The sequence below is a fragment of the Butyricicoccus sp. genome, assembly GCF_977037065.1.
On the sequence record NZ_CDRQNY010000017.1, the window covers coordinates 1 to 20,657 of the forward strand.

At 57.8% G+C, this 20,657-nt stretch carries 19 protein-coding genes, 1 tRNA gene and 1 riboswitch; of the genes, 11 read left to right on the plus strand and 9 right to left on the minus strand.

What is annotated here, in order from left to right; genetic code table 11:
• Window positions 1-200: hypothetical protein (locus tag ACWVX6_RS07130; RefSeq protein WP_455152758.1), on the plus strand; the 200-nt coding region annotated here is incomplete at its 5' end.
• A gap of 40 nt (window positions 201-240) precedes the next feature.
• Window positions 241-1,122 (plus strand): aldose 1-epimerase family protein, encoded by an 882-nt coding sequence (locus tag ACWVX6_RS07135; protein WP_455152759.1) that lies wholly within the window; start codon window positions 241-243, stop codon window positions 1,120-1,122.
• 298 nt (window positions 1,123-1,420) lie between these two features.
• Here ACWVX6_RS07135 and ACWVX6_RS07140 read toward each other — a convergent pair whose 3' ends face one another.
• Together ACWVX6_RS07140 and ACWVX6_RS07145 are read right to left on the minus strand one after the other, a co-directional pair.
• A complete protein-coding gene (locus ACWVX6_RS07140; protein WP_455152760.1) occupies window positions 1,421-2,689 on the minus strand; it encodes a 2-hydroxyglutaryl-CoA dehydratase in 1,269 nt (422 codons plus the stop codon).
• Window positions 2,667-5,627 carry an acyl-CoA dehydratase activase gene (locus ACWVX6_RS07145; RefSeq protein ID WP_455152761.1) on the minus strand — a complete coding sequence of 987 codons (2,961 nt, stop codon included), beginning with the start codon at window positions 5,625-5,627 and terminating at the stop codon, window positions 2,667-2,669. Before ACWVX6_RS07145 ends, ACWVX6_RS07140 begins: the two co-directional genes overlap by 23 nt.
• Before the next feature lie 273 nt (window positions 5,628-5,900).
• A riboswitch (SAM riboswitch) is annotated at window positions 5,901-6,005 on the plus strand.
• Between the two features lie 80 nt (window positions 6,006-6,085).
• Between ACWVX6_RS07145 and metK the strand changes: the two genes are divergently transcribed.
• Window positions 6,086-7,273, plus strand: a complete 1,188-nt coding sequence (gene metK / locus ACWVX6_RS07150; protein ID WP_386027641.1) for a methionine adenosyltransferase — start codon at window positions 6,086-6,088, stop codon at window positions 7,271-7,273.
• A 112-nt stretch (window positions 7,274-7,385) separates the two neighbouring features.
• Here metK and ACWVX6_RS07155 read toward each other — a convergent pair whose 3' ends face one another.
• The 7 genes from ACWVX6_RS07155 to ACWVX6_RS07185 form a co-directional block, all read right to left on the minus strand.
• The gene (locus tag ACWVX6_RS07155) at window positions 7,386-8,753 is read right to left on the minus strand and encodes an MATE family efflux transporter (protein ID WP_455152762.1); all 1,368 of its coding nucleotides are present in this window, start codon (window positions 8,751-8,753) and stop codon (window positions 7,386-7,388) included.
• Window positions 8,750-9,511: a uridine phosphorylase gene (gene udp, locus ACWVX6_RS07160; protein WP_455152763.1), complete on the minus strand. Its 762-nt coding sequence runs from the start codon at window positions 9,509-9,511 to the stop codon at window positions 8,750-8,752. The genes ACWVX6_RS07155 and udp overlap by 4 nt, the downstream gene beginning before the upstream one ends.
• The gene (locus ACWVX6_RS07165; RefSeq protein WP_455152764.1) at window positions 9,505-9,699 is read right to left on the minus strand and encodes a DUF951 domain-containing protein; all 195 of its coding nucleotides are present in this window, start codon (window positions 9,697-9,699) and stop codon (window positions 9,505-9,507) included. Before ACWVX6_RS07165 ends, udp begins: the two co-directional genes overlap by 7 nt.
• Before the next feature lie 49 nt (window positions 9,700-9,748).
• Window positions 9,749-10,222 (minus strand): 2-C-methyl-D-erythritol 2,4-cyclodiphosphate synthase, encoded by a 474-nt coding sequence (ispF, locus tag ACWVX6_RS07170; protein ID WP_117751979.1) that lies wholly within the window; start codon window positions 10,220-10,222, stop codon window positions 9,749-9,751.
• Window position 10,223: 1 nt separating this feature from the next.
• On the minus strand, window positions 10,224-10,940 hold the full coding sequence (gene ispD, locus ACWVX6_RS07175; protein WP_455152765.1) for a 2-C-methyl-D-erythritol 4-phosphate cytidylyltransferase: 717 nt from the start codon (window positions 10,938-10,940) through the stop codon (window positions 10,224-10,226).
• Between the two features lie 425 nt (window positions 10,941-11,365).
• Window positions 11,366-11,920: a site-2 protease family protein gene (locus ACWVX6_RS07180; RefSeq protein ID WP_455152766.1), complete on the minus strand. Its 555-nt coding sequence runs from the start codon at window positions 11,918-11,920 to the stop codon at window positions 11,366-11,368.
• The gene (locus ACWVX6_RS07185; protein WP_455152767.1) at window positions 11,917-12,588 is read right to left on the minus strand and encodes a M23 family metallopeptidase; all 672 of its coding nucleotides are present in this window, start codon (window positions 12,586-12,588) and stop codon (window positions 11,917-11,919) included. The genes ACWVX6_RS07180 and ACWVX6_RS07185 overlap by 4 nt, the downstream gene beginning before the upstream one ends.
• Window positions 12,589-12,966: 378 nt before the next feature.
• On the opposite strand from ACWVX6_RS07185, the gene ACWVX6_RS07190 reads away from it, so the two are divergent.
• The 8 genes from ACWVX6_RS07190 to ACWVX6_RS07225 all read left to right on the plus strand — a co-directional run bounded on the left by ACWVX6_RS07190 (window position 12,967) and on the right by ACWVX6_RS07225 (window position 20,631).
• The gene (locus ACWVX6_RS07190; RefSeq protein ID WP_455152768.1) at window positions 12,967-14,154 is read left to right on the plus strand and encodes an ABC transporter substrate-binding protein; all 1,188 of its coding nucleotides are present in this window, start codon (window positions 12,967-12,969) and stop codon (window positions 14,152-14,154) included.
• A gap of 363 nt (window positions 14,155-14,517) precedes the next feature.
• Window positions 14,518-15,399, plus strand: a complete 882-nt coding sequence (locus ACWVX6_RS07195) for a branched-chain amino acid ABC transporter permease (RefSeq protein ID WP_455152769.1) — start codon at window positions 14,518-14,520, stop codon at window positions 15,397-15,399.
• Window positions 15,400-15,411: 12 nt separating this feature from the next.
• Window positions 15,412-16,494 carry a branched-chain amino acid ABC transporter permease gene (locus ACWVX6_RS07200; protein WP_455152770.1) on the plus strand — a complete coding sequence of 361 codons (1,083 nt, stop codon included), beginning with the start codon at window positions 15,412-15,414 and terminating at the stop codon, window positions 16,492-16,494.
• A 3-nt stretch (window positions 16,495-16,497) separates the two neighbouring features.
• The gene (locus tag ACWVX6_RS07205) at window positions 16,498-17,256 is read left to right on the plus strand and encodes an ABC transporter ATP-binding protein (RefSeq protein ID WP_110435077.1); all 759 of its coding nucleotides are present in this window, start codon (window positions 16,498-16,500) and stop codon (window positions 17,254-17,256) included.
• A 17-nt stretch (window positions 17,257-17,273) separates the two neighbouring features.
• Window positions 17,274-17,981, plus strand: a complete 708-nt coding sequence (locus ACWVX6_RS07210) for an ABC transporter ATP-binding protein (RefSeq protein ID WP_118285663.1) — start codon at window positions 17,274-17,276, stop codon at window positions 17,979-17,981.
• Window positions 17,982-18,064: 83 nt separating this feature from the next.
• On the plus strand, window positions 18,065-18,691 hold the full coding sequence (locus ACWVX6_RS07215) for a cytidylate kinase-like family protein (RefSeq protein WP_118564008.1): 627 nt from the start codon (window positions 18,065-18,067) through the stop codon (window positions 18,689-18,691).
• Between the two features lie 636 nt (window positions 18,692-19,327).
• A tRNA-Ser gene (locus ACWVX6_RS07220) sits at window positions 19,328-19,418 on the plus strand.
• A 247-nt stretch (window positions 19,419-19,665) separates the two neighbouring features.
• Window positions 19,666-20,631 carry a DUF4373 domain-containing protein gene (locus ACWVX6_RS07225; RefSeq protein ID WP_455152771.1) on the plus strand — a complete coding sequence of 322 codons (966 nt, stop codon included), beginning with the start codon at window positions 19,666-19,668 and terminating at the stop codon, window positions 20,629-20,631.
• Window positions 20,632-20,657 lie beyond the last annotated feature (26 nt).

Sequence of the window (20,657 nt, forward strand, 5' to 3'; positions counted from 1 at the left end):
CCGAGATACACAAGGTGAATTGCCGCATAGCGGCAAGAGAGGGTGGTCTGGACCATGCTCCCGGAATTTATGAATTTGCTTCGCAAATTCTATTTTATGCGTGCTGCCGCACGAAGCGTAAAAATTATAATAATACTTTTTTGACAGCCTCCAAAGGACGAACCGTTGGTTCGTCCTTTTTTCTTGACTTTACCGGATAAAGTGGGTATCCTTAACATAAGAGTAAAGGAGGAAAAACCCATGCAGGTATTGGAAAACGAACGCTTTCGCGTGGAAATTAACGAATTCGGTGCCGAACTGACCCGCTTTACGAGCAAAAAGGACGGCACGGAGTACGTCTGGAAGGGCGATCCGGCGGCATGGAAGCGCCATGCGCCCATTCTGTTCCCAATCGTGGGACGGCTCAAGGATAAGACCTATACGGTGGACGGTAAGCCGTATGAGATCACGCAGCACGGCTTCGGGCGCGATTTGGAGTGGCAGGCACAGAAAATCAGCGGCACCTGTGCGGAATTCACGCTCACGCCGAGCGAGTACACGAAAAAGATGTATCCGTGGGATTTTATCTGCACCGTGCGCTATACTTTGGACGGAAATGCGCTGAAAAAGGAGCATATCGTCAAGAATACGAGCGATTCCGTGATGTATTACGAGGTTGGCGGCCATGACGCCTACACGCTCTGCTGGGAGGACGGCGAGAAGATAACCGACTACTATGTGGAGTTTGAGGGCACGGATGCGCTCAGCCGCATTGCAACCGACGAGAACGTCATGCTGACCGCCGACCGCGTTTCCGTTCCGCTGACCGACGGCAGGCTGCCGATTTCCCGCGAGCTGTTTGCAAACGATGCGGTCATGACCGAGGGTCTGCCGTTCCGCACAGCGACCATTGCCAGCAGCAAAAATCACCGCCGTGTGACGATGGACTTCACCGACTTCGACTATTTCGCAGTGTGGAGCCCGTACAAGGATTTCGAGGTGCCGTTCGTCTGCCTCGAGCCGTGGAGCACCCTGCCGGACGGCAATCACCTTGACCATGCCATCGAGCACAAGCAGGGCATCCGCAAGCTGAATCCAAACGAGAGCGAAACTCTGACGTTCACCACCATCATCGACGAGTAATGCACAGCCTGTGCATAAAAAAGAGGACTGCGTTTGCAGTCCTCTGAGGCTGTCGAAAAACTATCGTTTTCCGAGCAGCCTCTCGCTCGAAACCACGCTTTCGAGCGAATACTGAAGAAAAACCGCGTCCTGCGGACACATTTTTTCTTCCCTTGTATAATTCCCGAGGTACATGCCCCCGGGAATTATGAATTTGCTGTGCAAATTCTATTTTATGCGTGCTGCCGCACGAAAAGTAAAAACGATAGCTTGACTTTATCGACAGACTGAGAGGACTGCGTTGCAGTCCTCTTTGCTTTTACTCTGCGCTCGAAAGCATGAGCTTGATTCGATTTTCCTGGTTAATTTTCGACGCGCCCGGGTCGTAATCCACCGCGACGATATTCGCCTGCGGGTACACCTCGCGGATCTTTCGGATCATGCCCTTGCCCGCGATGTGGTTGGGCAGGCAGCCGAACGGCTGGGTGCACACAATATTGGTCACGCCCTCGCTGATGAGTTCGACCATTTCGGCGGGCAGCAGCCAGCCTTCGCCCATCTTGACGCCCTGACCGATAATGGCGTGCGACTTTTTGCGTACCTCGTCAAACGGCATCGGCGGACGGAAATGACCGTCCTTCTTCATCATTTTGATGATGTCGGCCTGCTTGCCGAGCACAAACTGGTATACCATCTTGTAGACGGCGGCCGTCTTGCCGTTGCGGCTGTACAGCTCGTGGTCGATGACCGAGTTGTAGATGCAGTACAGGCAGAAGTCCATCAGACCGGGCAGCACCGGCTCGCAGCCCTCGCTGAGCAGGAATTCTTCCAGACGGTTGTTGCCGAGCGGCGAGAACTTGACGTAGATCTCACCGACAATGCCGACCAGCTTTTTCTTCTGCGTTTTATCCAGCTTCAGCTTGCCGAACACGGTCAGCACGAACTGGAACAGGTGCTTTACCTCGCCGTAGCGCACCATGCGCTCGCCGGTGAAGCGCCCCGTGACCGCGTCCATGCAGATCTCAATCGCCTTGTCGGTCGAGCCGGGCACGACCTCGTACGGACGGCACTGGTTGGCGACCATCATGATCAGATCACCGATCAAAAGTGCATACGCCACCTGCACGAGCATGGTCTTGGTCAGCTTGAAGCCGGGGTTGCTCTCCAGACCGGAAAAGTTCAGCGAAATGACCGGAATAAAGCCGTAGCCGTTCTTTTCCAGTGCCTTGCGGAGCAGATGGATATAGTTGGAGGCACGGCAGCCGCCGCCGGTCTGCGGCAGGATGAGCGCGATCTTGTGGATGTCGTATTTACCGGATTCGATCGCGTCCATCAGCTGACCGATGACCAGCAGGGCGGGGTAGCAGGTGTCGTTATGTACGTTGCGCAGACCCTGCTCCGCGATATTCGGACCCTCGGTGTGCAGCAGCTCCATGTCGTAGCCGTAGTTTTTCATCAGGCGGCAGATGAGTCCGAGCTGCACGGGCAGCATGTTCGGCACCAGAATCTTATAGGTTTTTCGCATTTCCTCCGTGAACTGCGGGTAGGAATATGCGGGCGTTGCCTCAGGCGTTTTGCTGTTCTGCAAGCTTGCGTCCCTCCTCTACGGCGGCCAGCATACTGCGGATGCGGATTTTTGCCGCACCGAGGTTGCTGATCTCGTCGATTTTCAGCTGTGTGTAAATTTTGCCGCCGTTTTCGCAGATGGCGCGCATCTCGTCGGTCGTGATGGCGTCAATGCCGCAGCCGAAGGACACCAGCTGGATAAGCTGGGCGTTCTCCTTCTGGGTGACGTACTTGGCCGCGCCGTACATGCGCGAGTGGTACGTCCACTGGTTGAGCACATGTACCTCGGGTGCATCGGTCAGCTGCCAGACCGCATCCTCGGACACGATGACCAGACCGAACGACGCGATCAGCTGGTCGATGCCGTGGTTGATCTCCGGGTCAACGTGATACGGACGGCCTGCAATAACGGCAACGTCAAGGTCGTGCTCGTCCGCGTAGCGGATGGCGCGCTGACCCTCGATGCGAACGTCAATGTAGTATTCGTCCTGCGCCATGTATGCGTCCTCGACAGCGGCGATGACCTGCTTTTTCTTAAGCTGCGGGTACTTGCCGCAGAAATACTTAACGGCGTGCTTCGTGAAGTGCTTTTTGTCTGCAAGCTCAAAGTACGGCATCATAAAGTCGAAGTCCGCGAGTGCGGAGACGTTCGCCTTCAAAAGCTCCGGATAGTAGGCAACGACCGGACAGTTATAGTGGTTGGTCGCGCGTTCCTCATCGAGGTTGTAGGTCATGCACGGATAGAAGATCGCGTCCACGCCCTTTTCAAGCAGGTTCTCGATGTGGCCGTGCATCAGCTTTGCCGGATAGCAAACCGTGTCGGACGGGATGGAATGCTGTCCCTGCATGTACATATCGCGGGTGGAAACGTCGCTGAGGACGGTCTCGAAGCCGAGTTTGCGCAGGAATGCCGTCCAGAACGGCAGCAGCTCGAAGTTGTTCAGACCGAACGGCAGACCGATTTTTGCAATCGGGTTTGCAATGCCGGACGGCTCGCCGTAGCTTTTCAGCTTTTCCAGCTTCCATTTATAAAGGTTGGGCAGGTCGGCCTTTTTCGTGCCGCCGAGCGGACGCTCGCAGCGGTTGCCCGAAATGAAGCGGCGGCCGCCGCCGAAGTCGTTAATCGTCAGATTGCAGTGATTTTCGCACAGACCGCAGCGCGTGGAGCGCACGTTGTGCTCGAAGCCTGCGAGAATATCCGTGCCGATGAGCGTGGTGGTGTCGCGGCGGTTGTCCTTGGCGTGCAGTGCTGCGCCGTATGCGCCCATCAGACCCGAGATAGCCGGACGGGTCACGTCGCGGCCGATTTCCTGCTCGAACGAGCGCAGGATGGCGTCATTGAGGAACGTGCCGCCCTGTACAACGATGTGCTGACCGAGGTCGTCCGGCGAGTGGGCGCGGATGACCTTGTACAGCGCGTTCTTGACAACGGATACCGACAGACCGGCGGAAATCGCGTCAATGCCCGCGCCGTCCTTCTGCGCCTGCTTGACGGACGAGTTCATGAACACCGTGCAGCGCGAACCGAGGTCGATGGGGTGCTTTGCGAACAGACCGAGCTTGCAGAATTCCTCGATGGAGTAACCCATCGAGCGGGCGAACGTCTCGATGAACGAGCCGCAGCCGGACGAGCACGCCTCGTTGAGCGAGATATTGTCGATGCACTTGTTGCGGATTTTGAAGCACTTGATGTCCTGACCGCCAATGTCGATGATGAAATCAACATCCGGGCAGAAATGGCGCGCCGCGCGGAAGTGCGCGACTGTCTCGACCAGACCGAAATCCACGCCGAAGGCATTCTGGATGAGCGCTTCGCCGTAGCCGGTGACCGCCGAGGACACGATATGTACGCGGTCGCCGCACAGCTCGTACAGGCGGGTGAGCTGCTCGCGGATAACGTCCGCCGGATTGCCCTTGTTGGACTGGTAGTGGTGGAACAAAATCTGATCGTCCTCACCGATGAGCACCAGCTTGGTGGTGGTGGAGCCGCAGTCGATGCCGAGATATGCGTCGCCCTCGTACATGGTAACGTTCTGCGTCATGACATCGTGCATGGCGTGACGGTGCTTGAATTCCTCGTACTGCTGCTCATCCTCGAACAGCGGCGGCAGGTAGTTGGCAACGACCGGAGCGTCTGCCGCCTTTTCGAGCGCCGCGAGCAGCGAATCGACCGTGTAGGTCTTCTGCGTGCCGCCTGCGTACTCCGCCGCGCCCGCCGCGATGGCATACGGCGCGAGAGCCGGAAAGTGCGCGTGCGCATCGTCCAGCTTCAGCGTCTCCTGAAAGCGCTTCTGCAGACCCTTGAAGAAGAACAGCGGACCGCCGAGAAACAGCACATCGCCCTTGACCTCACGGCCCTGCGCCAGACCGGCAATGGTCTGGTTGACGACGGCCTGAAAGATGGACGCGGCTACGTCCTCCTTGCGGGCGCCCTCGTTGAGCAGCGGCTGAATATCCGACTTGGCAAATACGCCGCAGCGGGACGCGATAGTGTAGATGCGCTCCGCGCCCTGTGACAGTTCATCGAGCTCGGACGGCGTAACGTCCAGCAGGACCGCCATCTGGTCGATGAACGCGCCGGTGCCGCCCGCGCAGGAGCCGTTCATGCGCTCCTCCAGCTGACCGGTGAGGAAGACGATCTTCGCGTCCTCGCCGCCCAGCTCAATGACAACATCGGCCTGCGGAACGTGCACGCCTACCGCCTTGCGGGTGGCGAACACCTCCTGTACAAAATCAATATCTGCGGCTTTCGCCACGCCTAAACCGGCCGAGCCGGTGATGGAACAGCGGAGGGGCGTGTCCGTGCCGATGAGCTCGCGCGCCGCGCGCACCAGCTCGACCGCCTTTTCACGCACCTTGGAAAAATGCCGTTCGTAGTGCTTGTGGATAATCTCTCCATCGCGGACAACGACGATCTTGACGGTCGTTGAGCCGATGTCGATTCCAACATTTACATTCATAATACCCTTGATCTCTCCCATAACAAAACAGAGCGCCGTTCAGGCAATAATAAGGTATCGCCCTGGCGCAAAGTGAATGCGGGTAAGTGCTGCCGTGCGTCAGCCTGAGAAGGCCATATGATGTGATAAATATGCAGGGCAAATTCTTACCTCTATTACTATAACGGTGCAAGCGGAAAATGTCAATGCGGCGATTTTCTCCTTGGCCGCCGAAAATTCCCCTTGACAAAGCCGGAATTTTTATATAAAATATACGGCGTAAGTGAATACATATCCTTATCGAGAGCGGTGGAGGGAACGGCCCTGTGAAACCCGGCAACCTGCGTTGTTTTGCAACGTAAGGTGCCAAATCCGGCGTAAGAATACGAAAGATGAGGGAGCAAAACGAACTTTTCGCTCCCGCTGAGGAGCGTTTTTTAATGCTCTGAAAATGAACTGGAGAAAGGAACTGATACTTAATGGCACATCATTTTTTCACCTCGGAATCGGTTACGGAAGGCCATCCCGATAAAATCTGCGACCAGATCTCGGACGCGATTCTTAACGAGATTTTAACGCAGGATCCGTATGCCCGCGTAGCCTGTGAGACCACCTGCACCACCGGTATGGTTCAGGTAATGGGCGAGATTTCCACTTCCTGCTATGTGGATATCCCGAAGGTTGTCCGCGACACGGTTCGTGAGATCGGCTACGACCGCGCGAAGTACGGCTTTGACTGCGACACCTGCGCTGTCCTGACCGCCATCGACGAGCAGTCCGCCGACATTGCACTCGGCGTTGACAACTCCCTCGAGAGCAAGGAGGGCGCCTCTGAGGCTGACCTCGCCATCGGCGCGGGCGATCAGGGCATGATGTTCGGCTATGCGTGCGACGAGACCAAGGAGCTGATGCCGCTGCCGATCTCTCTGGCGCACAAGCTGGCAAAGCGTCTGACCGACGTTCGCAAGAACGGCACGTTCGACTATCTGCGTCCGGACGGCAAGAGCCAGGTTACCGTAGAGTATGACGAGGACAATCAGCCCGTCCGTGTGGATACGGTTGTTATTTCCACTCAGCACAGCCCGGAGGTGTCCCTCGCGCAGATCCGCGAGGACATGATCGAGCAGGTGGTAAAGAAGGTCATTCCGTCCCATCTGCTGGATGAGAATACCAAGTATTTCATCAACCCGACCGGCCGTTTCGTCATCGGCGGCCCGCACGGCGACTCCGGTCTGACCGGCCGTAAGATCATCGTGGACACCTACGGCGGCATCGGCCGTCACGGCGGCGGCGCGTTTTCCGGCAAGGACCCGACCAAGGTGGACCGCTCGGGCGCGTATGCGGCTCGCTGGGTTGCGAAGAACATTGTTGCGGCAGGTCTGGCAAAGCGCTGCGAGATTCAGCTGGCGTATGCCATCGGCGTTGCCGAGCCGGTTTCCATCATGGTAGAGACCTTCGGCACCGGCGTTGTTGGCGACGATGTGCTTGAGAAGGCCGTAGAGAAGGTGTTCGACCTGCGTCCGGCGGCGATTATCGAGCAGCTTGACCTGCGCAAGCCGATCTACAAGCAGCTGGCAGCCTACGGCCATATGGGCCGCGAGGAGCTTGGCGTCAAGTGGGAGAATACCGATAAGGTTGAGGCGCTGAAGGCAGCGGTGAACGGTTAATTTGCGCTGAAATTGCATAGAGAAAGGCTCTGGAGCATATCCGGAGCCTTTTTTGTATCTCAAATTTCGCGGCAGTTCGCGCACCCCGGAGAGTCGGTGCAGAAAAATTGGCTCACATATCGCGCGTGATTTGCTTGAATCGAATCAAAAACAGCGTTGTCGTCGTAGCTGCCGCCAGCAAATCCGCAACCGGCTCTGCGAGGAACACGGCGAACAGCTTATCCGCGAAAAAGTGCGGCAGGATGAGGATAAACGGTATCAGCAGGAAAACCTTGCGCTCAAGCGCAAGAAAAAGCGAGATTCTCGCCTCGCCGAGCGCCACAAACGACTGCTGAAATCCGGTCTGGAACGCATTGGTAAATCCGAGCGCAAAGTACACGCGCAGCGCCCAGACGGTGCGTTCGACCAGTTCCTCATCCGAGGTAAACAGGTGCACGACCGTGTGGGGGAACAGCTGCACAGCCGCCCAGATGGAGAACGCGAACACGAACGCCGCCGCGAGATTCAGCTGCACGACGCGCTTCATGCGGTCGGGCCGCTTCGCGCCGCAGGCGTAGCTGAGGATGGGCTGCGCGCCCTGCGCGAGTCCAGTCAGCGGCAGCTGCACCATTTGCGCCACCGAGGTCAGGATGGTCATTGCGCCGACCGCTGCATCGCCGCCGTACTTCTGCAGCGATACGTTGAACGCGATGGTGAGCAGGCTTTCTGTTGACTGCATGACAAACGGGGACGCGCCCAGACCGACTGCGGATGCCAGGACCGGTCGGTCAATACGGAAATACGCGCGTTTTAAGCGCAGAACCGTCTGCTTTCCGGTCAGAAACCGCAGAACCCATGCCGCAGACACCGCCTGCGAGATAATTGTCGCCACAGCCGCGCCGCGCACGCCCATTTTCAGCACGAAGATGAACAGCGGGTCAAGCACGGTGTTGAGCACCGCACCGATGACAACGGTTTTCATCGCAACCGACGAGCGGCCCTGCGCGGTGATGAAGCCGTTCAGACCCAATGACGTCATCACGAAAACCGTGCCGAGAACGTAGAGGTTGAGGTACTGCATCGCATACGGCAGGGTGTCGGCAGATGCGCCGAACAGTTTCAGTAATGGCGCCTGAAACAGCAGGAAAAGTGCTGTCAGCACGAGTGCAAGCGCCCAGAGCGCCGCCGTACACGTTCCGAGGATGCGTTCTGCGCGGTCGTGCTCCTTTGCGCCGAGCGCGATAGACGCCCGCGGTGCGCCGCCCATGCCGATGAGCGCCGCGAATGCGGAAATGAGCGTGATAACAGGGAAGGTGACGCCCATGCCGGTCAGCGCCAGCTTGCCCTCGAGCGGGATGCGTCCGATGTAAATACGGTCCACGATGCTGTACAGCAGATTGACCACCTGTGCCGTAATGGTCGGCAGCGCCAGCCGAAAGAGCAGCGGCCCTACGGGTGCTGTGCCGAGGGCCGCTGTCTGGTTATTCTGTTGTTCACTCATGCCTTGCTGTCCTCGCGGATGAGCACGCGGATGGCCTCCACGGCGGCCTTTACGCCGCGCTCGGTGGCGTCAGGCGGGATGGCGGGAGCGTCATCGTTGTCCGCGTTCCACAGCACGTTGAGCACCGCGCCGCACCGAACGTGCAGCACCTGCGCGACGATCATGAGCGCGGCTGTCTCCATCTCGCTGGTGAGCGCGCCTGCCGCCTTCCATGCCTTCCACTTGGCGGTCAGCTCGTCCGCGATGGGCATCTGAGCGGGACGGATCTCGCCGTAAAAGCTGTCCTTGGACTGGATTACGCCCGTGTGATACGGGTAGCCGAGCGCCTTGGCGGCTTCGTTCAGCGCGGAAACGACCGCGAAATCCGCAACAGCGGGGAACTCGATGGGGAGGTACTCGCGGCTCGTGCCCTCCTGCCGGATGGCGCCGGTGGCGATAACGATGTCGCCGCCCTTTACCTTGTCCACAATGCCGCCGGACGTGCCCACACGAATGAACGTGTCCGCGCCGCACTCGACCAGCTCCTCCATGGCAATGGCCGCCGACGGGCCGCCGATGCCGGTCGAGCACACGGCAACCGGAACGCCGTCCAGAGAGCCTGTCCACAGCGTGTACTCGCGGTTGTGCGCGATCTGCTTCGGGTCATCGAAATACTGCGCGATCTTCTCGCACCGCGCCGGGTCGCCGGGCAGAATGACGTACCGCCCGATATCGCCCTTTGTGATTTGAATGTGCATCTGCCTGCCGTCGATCAACATACGATTTCACCCTCCCGTTCTACGGTTCTGATGTTTTTCTCCGCCTTGCTGCGCGGCAGCATGACCTCATGCCCGCAGCCAAGGCATTTCAGCTTGAAATCCATACCGATACGCAGCACCTGCCACTGGTTGCAGCCGCACGGGTGCTGTTTTTTCATGGTAAGAATGTCGTTTACCTGTATATCCATTGGAATCACTTCCTCTACCTTTTTCTATCTAAACAGGGGATTGGGATTGTTAAATCCGCTCTAAAAGGCACACGCAGTGCGCGGCAATGCCTTGTTTGGAGCCGGTAAAGCCCAGTCCCTCCTCGGTGGTGGCCTTGACCGAAACCTGCTCGACCGCGCAGCCGATGGCGGCGGCAAGATTCTCGCGCATCTGCAGGATGTGCGGCGCGAGCTTGGGCGCCTGTGCGAGTACGGTCGCATCTAAATTGCCGAGCTGCCAGCCGCTTTCGCGCACGAGCGCGGCAACGTGCCGCAGCAGCGCGATGCTGTCCGCGCCCTTGTAGCGCGGGTCGGTATCCGGGAAATGCTTGCCGATGTCACCGAGCGCGAGTGCGCCGAGCAGGGAATCCATGACGGCGTGCGTGAGCACGTCCGCGTCCGAGTGCCCGTCCAGACCAAGCTCAAACGGAATGTTCACACCGCCGATGATGCACGGCCTGCCGGAGACCAGTCTGTGTACGTCGTAACCGTGTCCGATGCGCATATTACTTGTCCTCCCTTGTGAGGAGCGCTTCTGCAACGAGAATGTCCTCCGGCGTGGTGATTTTAATGTTCTGGTAGCTGCCGTGGGTCGCCTTGACGATGGTGCCGAGCGACTCGACAGCCGCGCAGTCATCGGTGAAGCTGTAGCCGCGCTCGGCAGCCGAGGTGAGCGCACGGCGGAGCAGGTCCTTGCGGAACACCTGTGGGGTCTGCACCGCGGCAAGCGTGTCGCGGGCGACATCGGCGGCGATATTGCCATCCTCGATGCGCTTGATGCTGTCCTTGACCGGAACGACCGGCGCGGCAGCGCCAAACTCAGCAGCGGTGGTAACCGCCTCGGTGATAACGGCCTCGGAGACGAGCGGGCGGGCGCCGTCGTGTACGGCAACGAGCACAGCGTTTTCCGGTGCGGCCGTGATGCCCGCGAGAACGGATTCCGTGCGGGTCTCGCCGCCGCGCGTTACCGTGCACAGCTTGTCAATGGAGAAGGCCTTCGCCAGCTCGGTGTAGGGCATAATGTCCTGCTCGCGGCAGACGAGCACGATATCGCGGATGGCGGCGCATTTCTGGAAGGCGGAAAGCGTGCGTGCGAGGACGGGTACGCCGTCAATCTCGAGCAGCAGCTTGTTTTCGCCGCCCATGCGGCGGGAGGAGCCTGCCGCAACGATTACAGCGCATACGGCGGGGAGATCAGGTTTTTTTCTGCGTTTTCCCAGCATAATTTTTCGGTCCTTTCTATAAAAGGCTCTGCCGAACAGCAAAGCCTTACAGTTGGTTTGAGCAGCAACAGCACAGGCTGTTTGTATGCTTCTATTTTACACGCTTTCGGCAGCTTTTACAAGAGGAACGCGGGTGGGAGAGGGTAACATTGTTGTCGGTGCAGCCGATTTTAGGTGTTGCGCGGCACTGTTATACTCCAGAGTACCTTCTCTTGCCCTTCGGGCAATTCACCTTGTGCCGCGCCTGCGCAGACTAAACCGCCTGTGTAGCAGTCAAGTAGCCGAAATGCGGAAAGGTGTTATACCGCGCGGAAGAAAAAATCCTCTGCCGTTCTCCTTTTCCGTGCTTACGCAGTCTACCATCTGCGCCCAAGGTAGGCTTACAAGGGAAAAGGGTGTTCAAAGAGGGTAGAAACCGCAGGTGTCTACCCTTTTTGCCCCCTGCCGTGGATACGGCAATTTCGTACCGCGATTGCCGCACTGACAAACGCCATCCACCCGCCGCCGCCTGCTCTCCACAGGAGGACACCGCCCGCAAGGAGGACGAGAACGGACACGCCCGCAATCCCGTTCAGCAGGCGTGTAAACCGTCCGTCCGCGAGGTGCCGGAGCGCCATGCCGCCGTCGAGCGGGGGCACGGGCAGCAGGTTGAACAGCCCGAGCAGCGCACTCGCGCCGGCAAGCCGGTACGCGCCGAGCGGGTTCGCCAGTGCGGTGAGCGCAAAGCTGGCCGCCGGTCCGGCGAGGCAGATGGCGGCGCGCGAAAACGGCGACGGCGGCAGGGAACATTTGAGCACAGCGCCGCAGGCGGTCAGGCACAGCCGGTGCACCGTGCCGCCGGACAGCCGAATGACGAAAAGGTGTCCGCACTCGTGTACAGCCGCCGCCAGCAGGAAAATGGGGAGCACGCCGCTCTCATCCGCGCACCAGAGCGCGGCCAGCAGCACAAGAAAGCCGTCGCGGACCTGAATCCGGCTCACAGCGCAAGATAGTCGGCAGGATCGAGCGCCGCGCCGTTGTGCCACAGCTCGAGGTGCAGGTGCGGACCGGTGGCGTTGCCGGTCTGGCCGACTTTGGCAATTTCCTGTCCGCAGGTGACGGTATCACCGACTTTGGCGGAAATGCTGCTGCAGTGCGCGTATAGGGTTGCAAAACCGTCCGCGTGGTCGACAATGATGTACAGGCCGTAGCCGGATTCACCGGTCTCGCGCACCGTGCCGTCCGCGAAGGCGGTGATGGGCGTGCCCTCGTCTGCGGCAAGGTCAAGCCCGTAGTGGAAGCCCGGCTGACCGGTGATGGGACTGAGCCTGCTGCCGAAAGAGGACGTCAGCGTGCCGGAAGTCGGCGTGGTGTGCTCGAACTCCAGCGGATAGACGGTCTGGTCAACCGTGTCGGGGAACAGGGTCTGGTCGCGGTCTAAAATATCGTCCGCACCGCCGGAGGATTCCGCGGGAACGGTATCTTCGGGCATGGCAGAGCCGCCGAATACCGCGAGAACATGGTCCGCGTTTGCCGCGCCGGAGAGGGCGGAAGCCGCCTTTTCGCGCACGGTCTGCGCGAAGGGGATGTCGGCGTACTTTATCACACCGGCAGCGAGAACCAGCGTTACGATGAATAGCAGTCCTTTTCCGTGGCGTTTTTCGGTCATGGGGTACCTCCTTGAAATGTTGCACAGATTGAATGAACACCGCAGGGCGAGGGCACCCCGCCCTACGAATATCTTATGAATAGCGAAGAAGGTCTATGATGTTCTCAGCGTGAGAAAAATTTTGCAGGCTCTCTCTGCAAAAACGGCGGCAAGATGGAAGTAATTTGCAGGAATCCTTGCAGGGCGGACAAGTGTTCTTGTGAGAAGATACAAAAAACGTAAAGTTACTCAAAAGATAATCAGTAGATTATCTGAAATTGTATTCTCAGCGCAAAAAAAGTGCGCCGAAATGCGGAAATGGTAGTATAATGTGAAGCATAATCCAAGACACCCGATAGGGTATGCCGATTCGGGGGAAACAAAGGAGAAGATTTCACCATGAAGAAAACACTCAGTATGCTTCTTGCCGGCGCTATGCTGGCTACGGCGCTGACCGGCTGCGGCGGTTCCGCTTCGAGCAGCTCCGATGCGCAGAACAGCGGCAACTCCGACAGCACCGCTTCCGGCACTGCCTTCAAGATTGGCGGCACCGGCCCGCTGACCGGCGCGGCTGCTATTTACGGCAACGCTGCAAAGAACGGCGCGCAGATCGCTGTTGACGAGATCAACGCTGAGGGCGGCGATATTCAGTTTGAGCTGAACTATCAGGACGATGAGCACGACGCCGAGAAGGCTGTCAACGCCTACAACACCCTGAAGGACTGGGGCATGCAGCTGTCTCTCGGCTCCGTAACCTCCAAGCCGTGCGAGGCTACCGCCGCTGAGAACTACAGCGACCGCATTTTCGCGCTGACCCCGTCCGCATCCTCCGTTGCAGTAACCGAGGGCAAGGACAACGTATTCCAGATGTGCTTTATGGACCCGAACCAGGGCACCGCATCCGCGCAGTACATTGCAGAGCAGAAGCTCGGCACCAAGATTGCGATCATCTGGAAGAACGATGACGTTTACTCCACCGGCATTCACGACAAGTTCGTAGAAGAGGCAAAGGCCAAGGGCCTCGAGGTCGTTTCCGACAAGACCTTCACCGATGCTTCCGCGAATGACTTCTCCGTTCAGCTGAACGATGCAAAGAGCAAGGGCGCTGACCTGGTATTCCTGCCGATGTACTATCAGCCGGCATCCCTGATCCTGACGCAGGCAAACAGCATGGGCTACAAGCCGAAGTTCTTCGGTGTAGACGGCATGGACGGCATTCTGACCATGGAAGGCTTTGATCCCAAGCTGGCTGAGGGCGTAATGCTGCTGACCCCGTTCAACGCAGACGCAACCGACGAAAAGACCGCTTCCTTCGTTAAGAAGTACAAGGAGCAGTTCGGTGAAACCCCGAACCAGTTCGCAGCCGACGCTTACGACTGTGTTTACGCTTACAAGCAGGCACTCGAGAATGCAGGCGCTACGCCGGATATGTCCGCTGAGGACCTGTGCGACAAGATGATCGAGCAGTTCACCTCCATGACCTTTGACGGTCTGACCGGCGAGGGCATGACCTGGGATGAGACCGGTGCCGTATCCAAGTCCCCGAAGGGCATGGTTATCGAGAACGGCGCTTACGTTGGTATGTAAGACCCTCTAAGGGGGACTCTGTCCCCCTTAGATACCAAAAAAGTTCCGTAGAAACTTTTTTGGATAACCCCCTCACCTTTGCACGGCAAAGGTGTCGCGCCGCGATGGCGCGGGCAGCGGTGTCCCGGACGGGCAAAGCTCGCCCGGGACATATTAAGAATGCAAGGGCGAGTGAAGGAGGTCTGGAAGCAGTCCTCCTTTACCGCTATTTATAAAAAGGTATACCTGTACCGCAGGGCGGGCTGTCCTGCGGAGAAGGTATCATCCACCGAAGGTTATGGGGTGGGGCGGTGGCTTGACCATTGCCGAACCACTGCCCCATTTCATAAACAAGAGAAACAAAGATTTGAGGTGTTCCAAACCATGAGCTTTTTGAATCATTTGATCAGCGGCATCAGTCTGGGCAGCATCTACGCCATCATCGCACTCGGCTACACGATGGTTTACGGCATTGCCAAAATGCTGAACTTCGCACACGGCGATGTTATCATGGTAGGCGGTTACATGTGCTTCTGCGCTACCACCTATCTCGGCTGGCCGGCGTGGATGGGCGTTGTGCTGGCAGTCATTGTCTGCACCGCGCTCGGTGTTGTTATTGAGAGACTTGCCTACAAGCCGCTGCGCATGGCGCCGTCGCTGGCGGTGCTGATCACGGCCATCGGCGTGTCGTACTTCCTGCAGAATGCGGCGCTGCTGATCTGGTCCTCCAACCCGAAGACCTTTACCTCGGTCGTTACCGGCGAGGCGCTCAGCCTGTTCGGCGGTCAGCTGCAGATCTCCAAGGTGACGCTCGTTGCCATTGCAGCCTGCCTTGTCATCATGGTCGCTCTGATGCTGTTCACCGGCAAGAGCAAGGTCGGCACGGCGATGCGTGCGGTTTCCGAGGACAAGGGCGCCGCGCAGCTGATGGGCATCAACGTCAACACGACCATTTCCATCACCTTTGCGATCGGCTCGGGTCTCGCAGCTATCGCGGGCGTGCTGCTGTGCTCCGCGTACCCGACCCTGATGCCGACCACCGGCTCTCTGCCGGGCATCAAGGCATTTACCGCTGCCGTATTCGGCGGCATCGGCTCGATTCCGGGCGCGTTCATCGGCGGCATTCTGCTCGGCATTATCGAGATCTTCGCCAAGGCGTACATTTCCACGCAGCTGTCGGACGCGATCGTGTTCGCAGTGCTCATCGTGGTGCTGCTGGTCAAGCCGGACGGCCTGCTCGGCAAGCATGTGAGCGAAAAGGTTTAAGGGGGCAGTCATATGAACAAGTTAAAATCCTATGCTGCGTCCAAGCGCGGACGTGACACGCTGCTGTGCTTCGGCATTGTCATCATTGCGTATATCATCGTGCAGTTTGCCATCGCAGGCGGCGGCATCTCCAGCCAGATCAAGGGTCTGCTCGTGCCGATCTGCTCGTATGTTGTCATGGCGATCTCGCTCAACCTGACCGTCGGCATCCTCGGCGAGCTGTCGCTCGGCCATGCGGGCTTTATGTCGGTCGGCGCGTTTGCGGGCATTGTCACCACCACCTGTCTGGCGGATGCGATTCCGCTTGCACCGCTGCGTCTGGCTGTTGCCATGGTCGTTGCCGGACTGTTTGCGGCGATTGCGGGTGTCATCGTCGGCGTGCCGGTACTGCGCCTCAAGGGCGACTACCTCGCCATCGTAACCCTCGCCTTCGGTGAGATCATCAAAAACATTGTAAACGTTATGTATCTCGGTCTGGATGATGCCGGTCTGCATTTCAGTCTGGTCAACCAGAATTTCCAGCTGGGCGACGGCGGCAAGATGATCATCAACGGCCCGATCGGCGTATCCGGCGTCACCAAGCTCTCCACCTTCACCTCGGGCGTTGTGCTCATCCTCGTTACGCTGTTCTTCGTGCTGAATTTTGTAAACAGCCGCACGGGACGTGCTGTCATGGCGGTCCGCGACAACAAGATCGCCGCTGACTCCATCGGCATCTCCACCTCGCACTACAAGCTGCTCGCGTTCGTGGTCTCCGCGGCGTTCGCAGGTATGGCGGGCACGCTGTACGCGATGAACTTCTCCACCGTTACGGCGGCAAAGTTTGACTTCAACACCTCCATTCTGGTGCTCGTATTCGTCGTTCTCGGCGGTCTGGGCAACATCTGGGGTTCGATTATCGCCGCAACGCTGCTGACGCTGCTGCCCGAGCTGCTGCGCGGCCTGAGCAACTACCGTATGCTCATCTACGCAATCCTGCTGATTGCAATGATGCTGTTCAACAACTCCTCCTTCAAGGTTCGCCTGCTGGAGAAGCGCGCAATGCGTCAGATGGAAAAGGCCGAAAAGGCCGGCGGCAAGAAGGAGGGTGCGTAAGCCATGGCAATGCTGGAAGTTACTTCGCTCGGCATTTCGTTCGGCGGTCTGCGTGCCGTTGACGAGCTGAGCATGAAAATCGAAAAGGGCGGTCTGGTCGGCCTCATCGGCCCGAACGGCGCAGGCAAGACCACCGCGTTCAATATGCTGACCGGCGTGTACCGCCCGACCGACGGCGGCATCCGTCTGGACGGACAGAACCTCATCGGCAAAAAGCCGCATGAAATCTGTAAACTGGGCGTTGCCCGCACGTTCCAGAACATCCGCCTGTTCTCGCAGCTGAGCGTGCTGGATAACGTAAAGACCGGTCTGCACAATCAGATCACCTACTCGTTCGCAGAGAGCATGTTCCACCTCGGCTCCTACCGCAAAAAGGAGAAGCAGATGGATGAAAAGGCGATGGAGCTGCTGCGCGTGTTCGATCTGGACGGTGTAGCCGACTACAAGGCGGCAAACCTGCCGTACGGCAAGCAGCGCAAGCTCGAGATCGCGCGTGCGCTCGCTACCAACCCCAAGCTGCTGCTGCTCGACGAGCCTGCCGCGGGCATGAACCCGAACGAGACCGAGGAGCTGATGGAGACGATCGAAATCGTCCGCAAGAGGTTCGGCGTAACCGTCCTGCTCATCGAGCATGACATGAAGCTGGTCTCCGGCATCTGCGAGTACCTGTATGTGCTCAACTTCGGCCGTCTGCTGGCTGAGGGCACGCCCAAGGAAGTGCTGAGCAATCCGGAAGTCGTTAAGGCATATCTGGGCGAATAAGAAAGGAGGAAACAAGTATGGCAATGTTGGAAGTAAAGGACATCAACGTGTATTACGGCCTTATCCATGCGCTGCGCGACGTTTCCTTCGAGGTAAACGAGGGTGAGGTCGTAGCGCTCATCGGCGCGAACGGCGCGGGCAAGACCACCACGCTGCACACCGTCACGGGTCTGCTGCCGTCGAAGGGCGGCACGGTGACGTTTGAGGGCAAGGACATTACGCACAAGCCGGGTCATGCCATCGTAAAGCTGGGCATGAGCCACGTTCCGGAGGGCCGCCGCGTGTTCGCGGGTCTGACGGTCGCGGAGAACCTGCGTATGGGCGCGTATACCCGCCCGAAGAATGAAATCCCGGAGTCGCTGAAAATGGTCTATGAGCGTTTTCCGCGTCTGGAGGAGCGTAAAAATCAGGCAGCCGGTACGCTGTCCGGCGGCGAGCAGCAAATGCTTGCGATGGGCCGCGCACTGATGAGCAAGCCGCGCATCCTGCTGCTCGATGAGCCGTCTATGGGTCTGTCGCCGCTGTTCGTAGGCGAGATCTTCAAGATCATCGAGGAAGTGTCCAAGGCAGGCACCACTGTCCTGCTGGTAGAGCAGAACGCAAAGAAGGCGCTGTCCATCGCGGACCGTGGCTACGTCCTCGAAACCGGCAAAATCGTCAAGACCGGCAAGGCGTCCGATCTGCTGAATGATGACTCTATTAAGAAGGCTTATCTGGGAGAATAAAGGTAATCCTTGCATCGCAGGGCGGGATGACCGCACCCCGCCCTGCGGAAAACGTGACCCATTGATAAAAGGGGGTAAAAACAATGAAACCATACGTTATCACCATCGCGCGCCAGTACGGTTCGGGCGGCAAGACGGTCGGCAAGATGCTGGCGGACAAGCTGGGCATTCCGTTCTACAACCGCGAGATCATCACCATGGCGAGTGAGGACAGCGGTGTAAACGCCATGCTGTTCTCGGACGAGCGTCTCAAGGGCGATTTCCTGACGCGCCTGCGCGCGCATTATCACGGCAACACGCCCGTGCCGAACGACTCGTCCAAGTCGTACCTCAAGGATGAGGCGCTGTTCGCCTATCAGGTGAAGATCATCCGCCGGCTGGCGGATCAGGGTCCGTGCGTTATGATCGGCCGCTGCGCCGACTATATTCTGGCAGGCCGACCGGATGTTGTGCGCGTGTTCGTCCATGCGGACAAGGATTTCTGTCTTGAGCAGGCCATGAAGGTAGACTCGCTGCCCGAGAACGAGGTCGAGAAGAAAATTGCCGAGATCGACGAGTACCGCGCCCGCTACTACAAGCACCACACCGGCCACGACTGGTATGATGCGCGGAATTATGATCTGTCGCTCAACAGCGGCGTGCTCGGCTTTGACGGCACGGTTGAAGAGATCATCAAGTATATGGAAGTGCGCGAGCAGTTTCAGAAGTAAATAGGGGAGAACCGTCTGTGAGAGCAGGCGGTTTTCTTTTTTGCGTTTGGCGGTTGAAAGGGGCTGCACAGGTTTAATCATTTTGAAAGGATTTACCGTAGGGTGCGCCAAGGTGAATTGCGGCAACGCCGCAAGAGAAGGTGCCCTGGGGTACGACTCGGCGCACCGCATGTAAATTCATTTTCGACGGATATCCCGTAGGGGAGCACATTGTGCTCCCACGCCACTGTTCAATGGGCGCGTGTGAATGGTAAATCCGCCGATGGTTCACACGCACGGACGCAACGGTAACGTCTGTTGTGGGCGAACACTGTTCGCCCCTACGGGATAACGTGTACAGACCGGATAGTAACGGTGCGCCGAGGTCGTACCCCAGGGCACCTTCTCTTGCCCTTTGGGCAATTCACCTTGTCGCACCCTACGGTTATATTTAATCGGTTCCGTTGTTGTTGGATTTGGACGCGCAATGCGCACCCTACGATGTCGTATGCCACGGCAGGAAAACGGTGCAGATTCGACCTGAAAAAACTTTTTCAAAAAAATTTGAAAAAAAGGGTTGACGAAACGGGGATTCTGTTATATACTAAACAAGTCGTCAGCGATGAGTCATCAAAAACGACAACAACTTAACAAGATGGAGAGTTGGCTGAGTGGTCGAAGGCGCACGATTGGAAATCGTGTAGGCGTGATGAGCGTCTCTAGGGTTCAAATCCCTAACTCTCCGCCAAAAGTGAGCTGAAATCGTACGGTTTCAGCTCTTTTTGTTTATCTGCGGCGTGGAAAAGTTGCAAGTAAATTTCTGACATACGCAGGGTAAAAATCGAAAATGGCACAAAAGTGGCACAACATTTATAGAGCATGTCCTCCGAATACGCGGAGGTTTTTTGATTTCCCGGAAAATATTTTTTTCGGAGTTGACCATTTGCGGTCAATTTTTTATCCGTTCCGGCGGTAGGGTAAAGGGAGGTGCTCACATGGGCAGAAACAGAAAAGTTGGATTGGACTGGTGGCCGCGCGACATCGGCCTGTACCGTGACCCGAAGCTGAGAGCCGCACGGCAGAAATTCGGCGTGCTCGGGCCGTATGTGTACGAATGCCTGCTCGACATTGCCTACGGCGACAAGGGCTACTACATCGCCTACAGCGGCGAGGGCCGCGAGGACACGCTGTGGCAGCTCCGCGAGTACACCGCCGGACTGGAAAACGTGACGATCGAAACACTGGCCGCCGTAGTCGATCAGCTGGTGGCAAGCGGCTTGTTCCATGCTGCATTATATGAACGCGGTTTTCTCACATCCAAAAGAATACAGATGGGGTATTTCATCGCAACCTTAGGACGAAATGCCCAGCAGATCAACTTTGACATTTGGCTGCTCTCCGAGGACGAAATGAGGGAGAAAAACCCAAGTGGCAAGGCTTTTATTCTGCGCTCCTTTATTTCTCGCCAAGAAAAGGGCATTTCTCGCCAAGAAATCGGTATTTCTCGCCAAGAAAGTACACAGAGCAGAGAAGAGCAGAGAACAGTAGAGCAGAGAACAGTAGAGGACAGTAGAGCAGAGCAGACCAGAGAAGAGAAAGCAGTTACGGCTGATTCTGGTCTGACGACCGAACTGGAAGAAAAACTGAATTGTAAGTTTGACCATAATTTCTGTCTGGAGCTGCGCAGGCTGCAGAACAAGGGGATGCAACGTGAGGTGTTCTTAGATACCGCCCGACAGACGGCTGAGAATGCACCGCGCAATCCGGCAGGGTATTTCCGCACGCTGCTGCAGAACTGCGAGCGTGACGGCATTCTCACCGCTGAGGATATGCAGAAACGGGCAAAGCCCGCACCGGCGCAGCCTGCAATCGGGCCGTCGAGCGAACAGCTGTCCGCGTTCGATCGGGAATGGTACGAGCGGGTCAAGCGGTACACAAGGGAGAAGGCGGTGCCGTCATAACCCTTTTCAACCGCGCCCGTGTCTGC

What these genes read in the sequence shown, in the direction of transcription:
- ACWVX6_RS07135 (WP_455152759.1), top strand. Translation starts at nt 241, where the DNA reads ATGCAGGTATTGGAAAACGAACGCTTTCGCGTGGAAATTAACGAATTC.
- ACWVX6_RS07145 (WP_455152761.1), bottom strand. Translation starts at nt 5,627, where the DNA reads ATGAATGTAAATGTTGGAATCGACATCGGCTCAACGACCGTCAAGATC.
- metK (WP_386027641.1), top strand. Translation starts at nt 6,086, where the DNA reads ATGGCACATCATTTTTTCACCTCGGAATCGGTTACGGAAGGCCATCCC.
- ACWVX6_RS07155 (WP_455152762.1), bottom strand. Translation starts at nt 8,753, where the DNA reads ATGAGTGAACAACAGAATAACCAGACAGCGGCCCTCGGCACAGCACCC.
- udp (WP_455152763.1), bottom strand. Translation starts at nt 9,511, where the DNA reads ATGTTGATCGACGGCAGGCAGATGCACATTCAAATCACAAAGGGCGAT.
- ACWVX6_RS07165 (WP_455152764.1), bottom strand. Translation starts at nt 9,699, where the DNA reads ATGGATATACAGGTAAACGACATTCTTACCATGAAAAAACAGCACCCG.
- ispF (WP_117751979.1), bottom strand. Translation starts at nt 10,222, where the DNA reads ATGCGCATCGGACACGGTTACGACGTACACAGACTGGTCTCCGGCAGG.
- ispD (WP_455152765.1), bottom strand. Translation starts at nt 10,940, where the DNA reads ATGCTGGGAAAACGCAGAAAAAAACCTGATCTCCCCGCCGTATGCGCT.
- ACWVX6_RS07185 (WP_455152767.1), bottom strand. Translation starts at nt 12,588, where the DNA reads ATGACCGAAAAACGCCACGGAAAAGGACTGCTATTCATCGTAACGCTG.
- ACWVX6_RS07190 (WP_455152768.1), top strand. Translation starts at nt 12,967, where the DNA reads ATGAAGAAAACACTCAGTATGCTTCTTGCCGGCGCTATGCTGGCTACG.
- ACWVX6_RS07195 (WP_455152769.1), top strand. Translation starts at nt 14,518, where the DNA reads ATGAGCTTTTTGAATCATTTGATCAGCGGCATCAGTCTGGGCAGCATC.
- ACWVX6_RS07200 (WP_455152770.1), top strand. Translation starts at nt 15,412, where the DNA reads ATGAACAAGTTAAAATCCTATGCTGCGTCCAAGCGCGGACGTGACACG.
- ACWVX6_RS07205 (WP_110435077.1), top strand. Translation starts at nt 16,498, where the DNA reads ATGGCAATGCTGGAAGTTACTTCGCTCGGCATTTCGTTCGGCGGTCTG.
- ACWVX6_RS07210 (WP_118285663.1), top strand. Translation starts at nt 17,274, where the DNA reads ATGGCAATGTTGGAAGTAAAGGACATCAACGTGTATTACGGCCTTATC.
- ACWVX6_RS07215 (WP_118564008.1), top strand. Translation starts at nt 18,065, where the DNA reads ATGAAACCATACGTTATCACCATCGCGCGCCAGTACGGTTCGGGCGGC.
- ACWVX6_RS07225 (WP_455152771.1), top strand. Translation starts at nt 19,666, where the DNA reads ATGGGCAGAAACAGAAAAGTTGGATTGGACTGGTGGCCGCGCGACATC.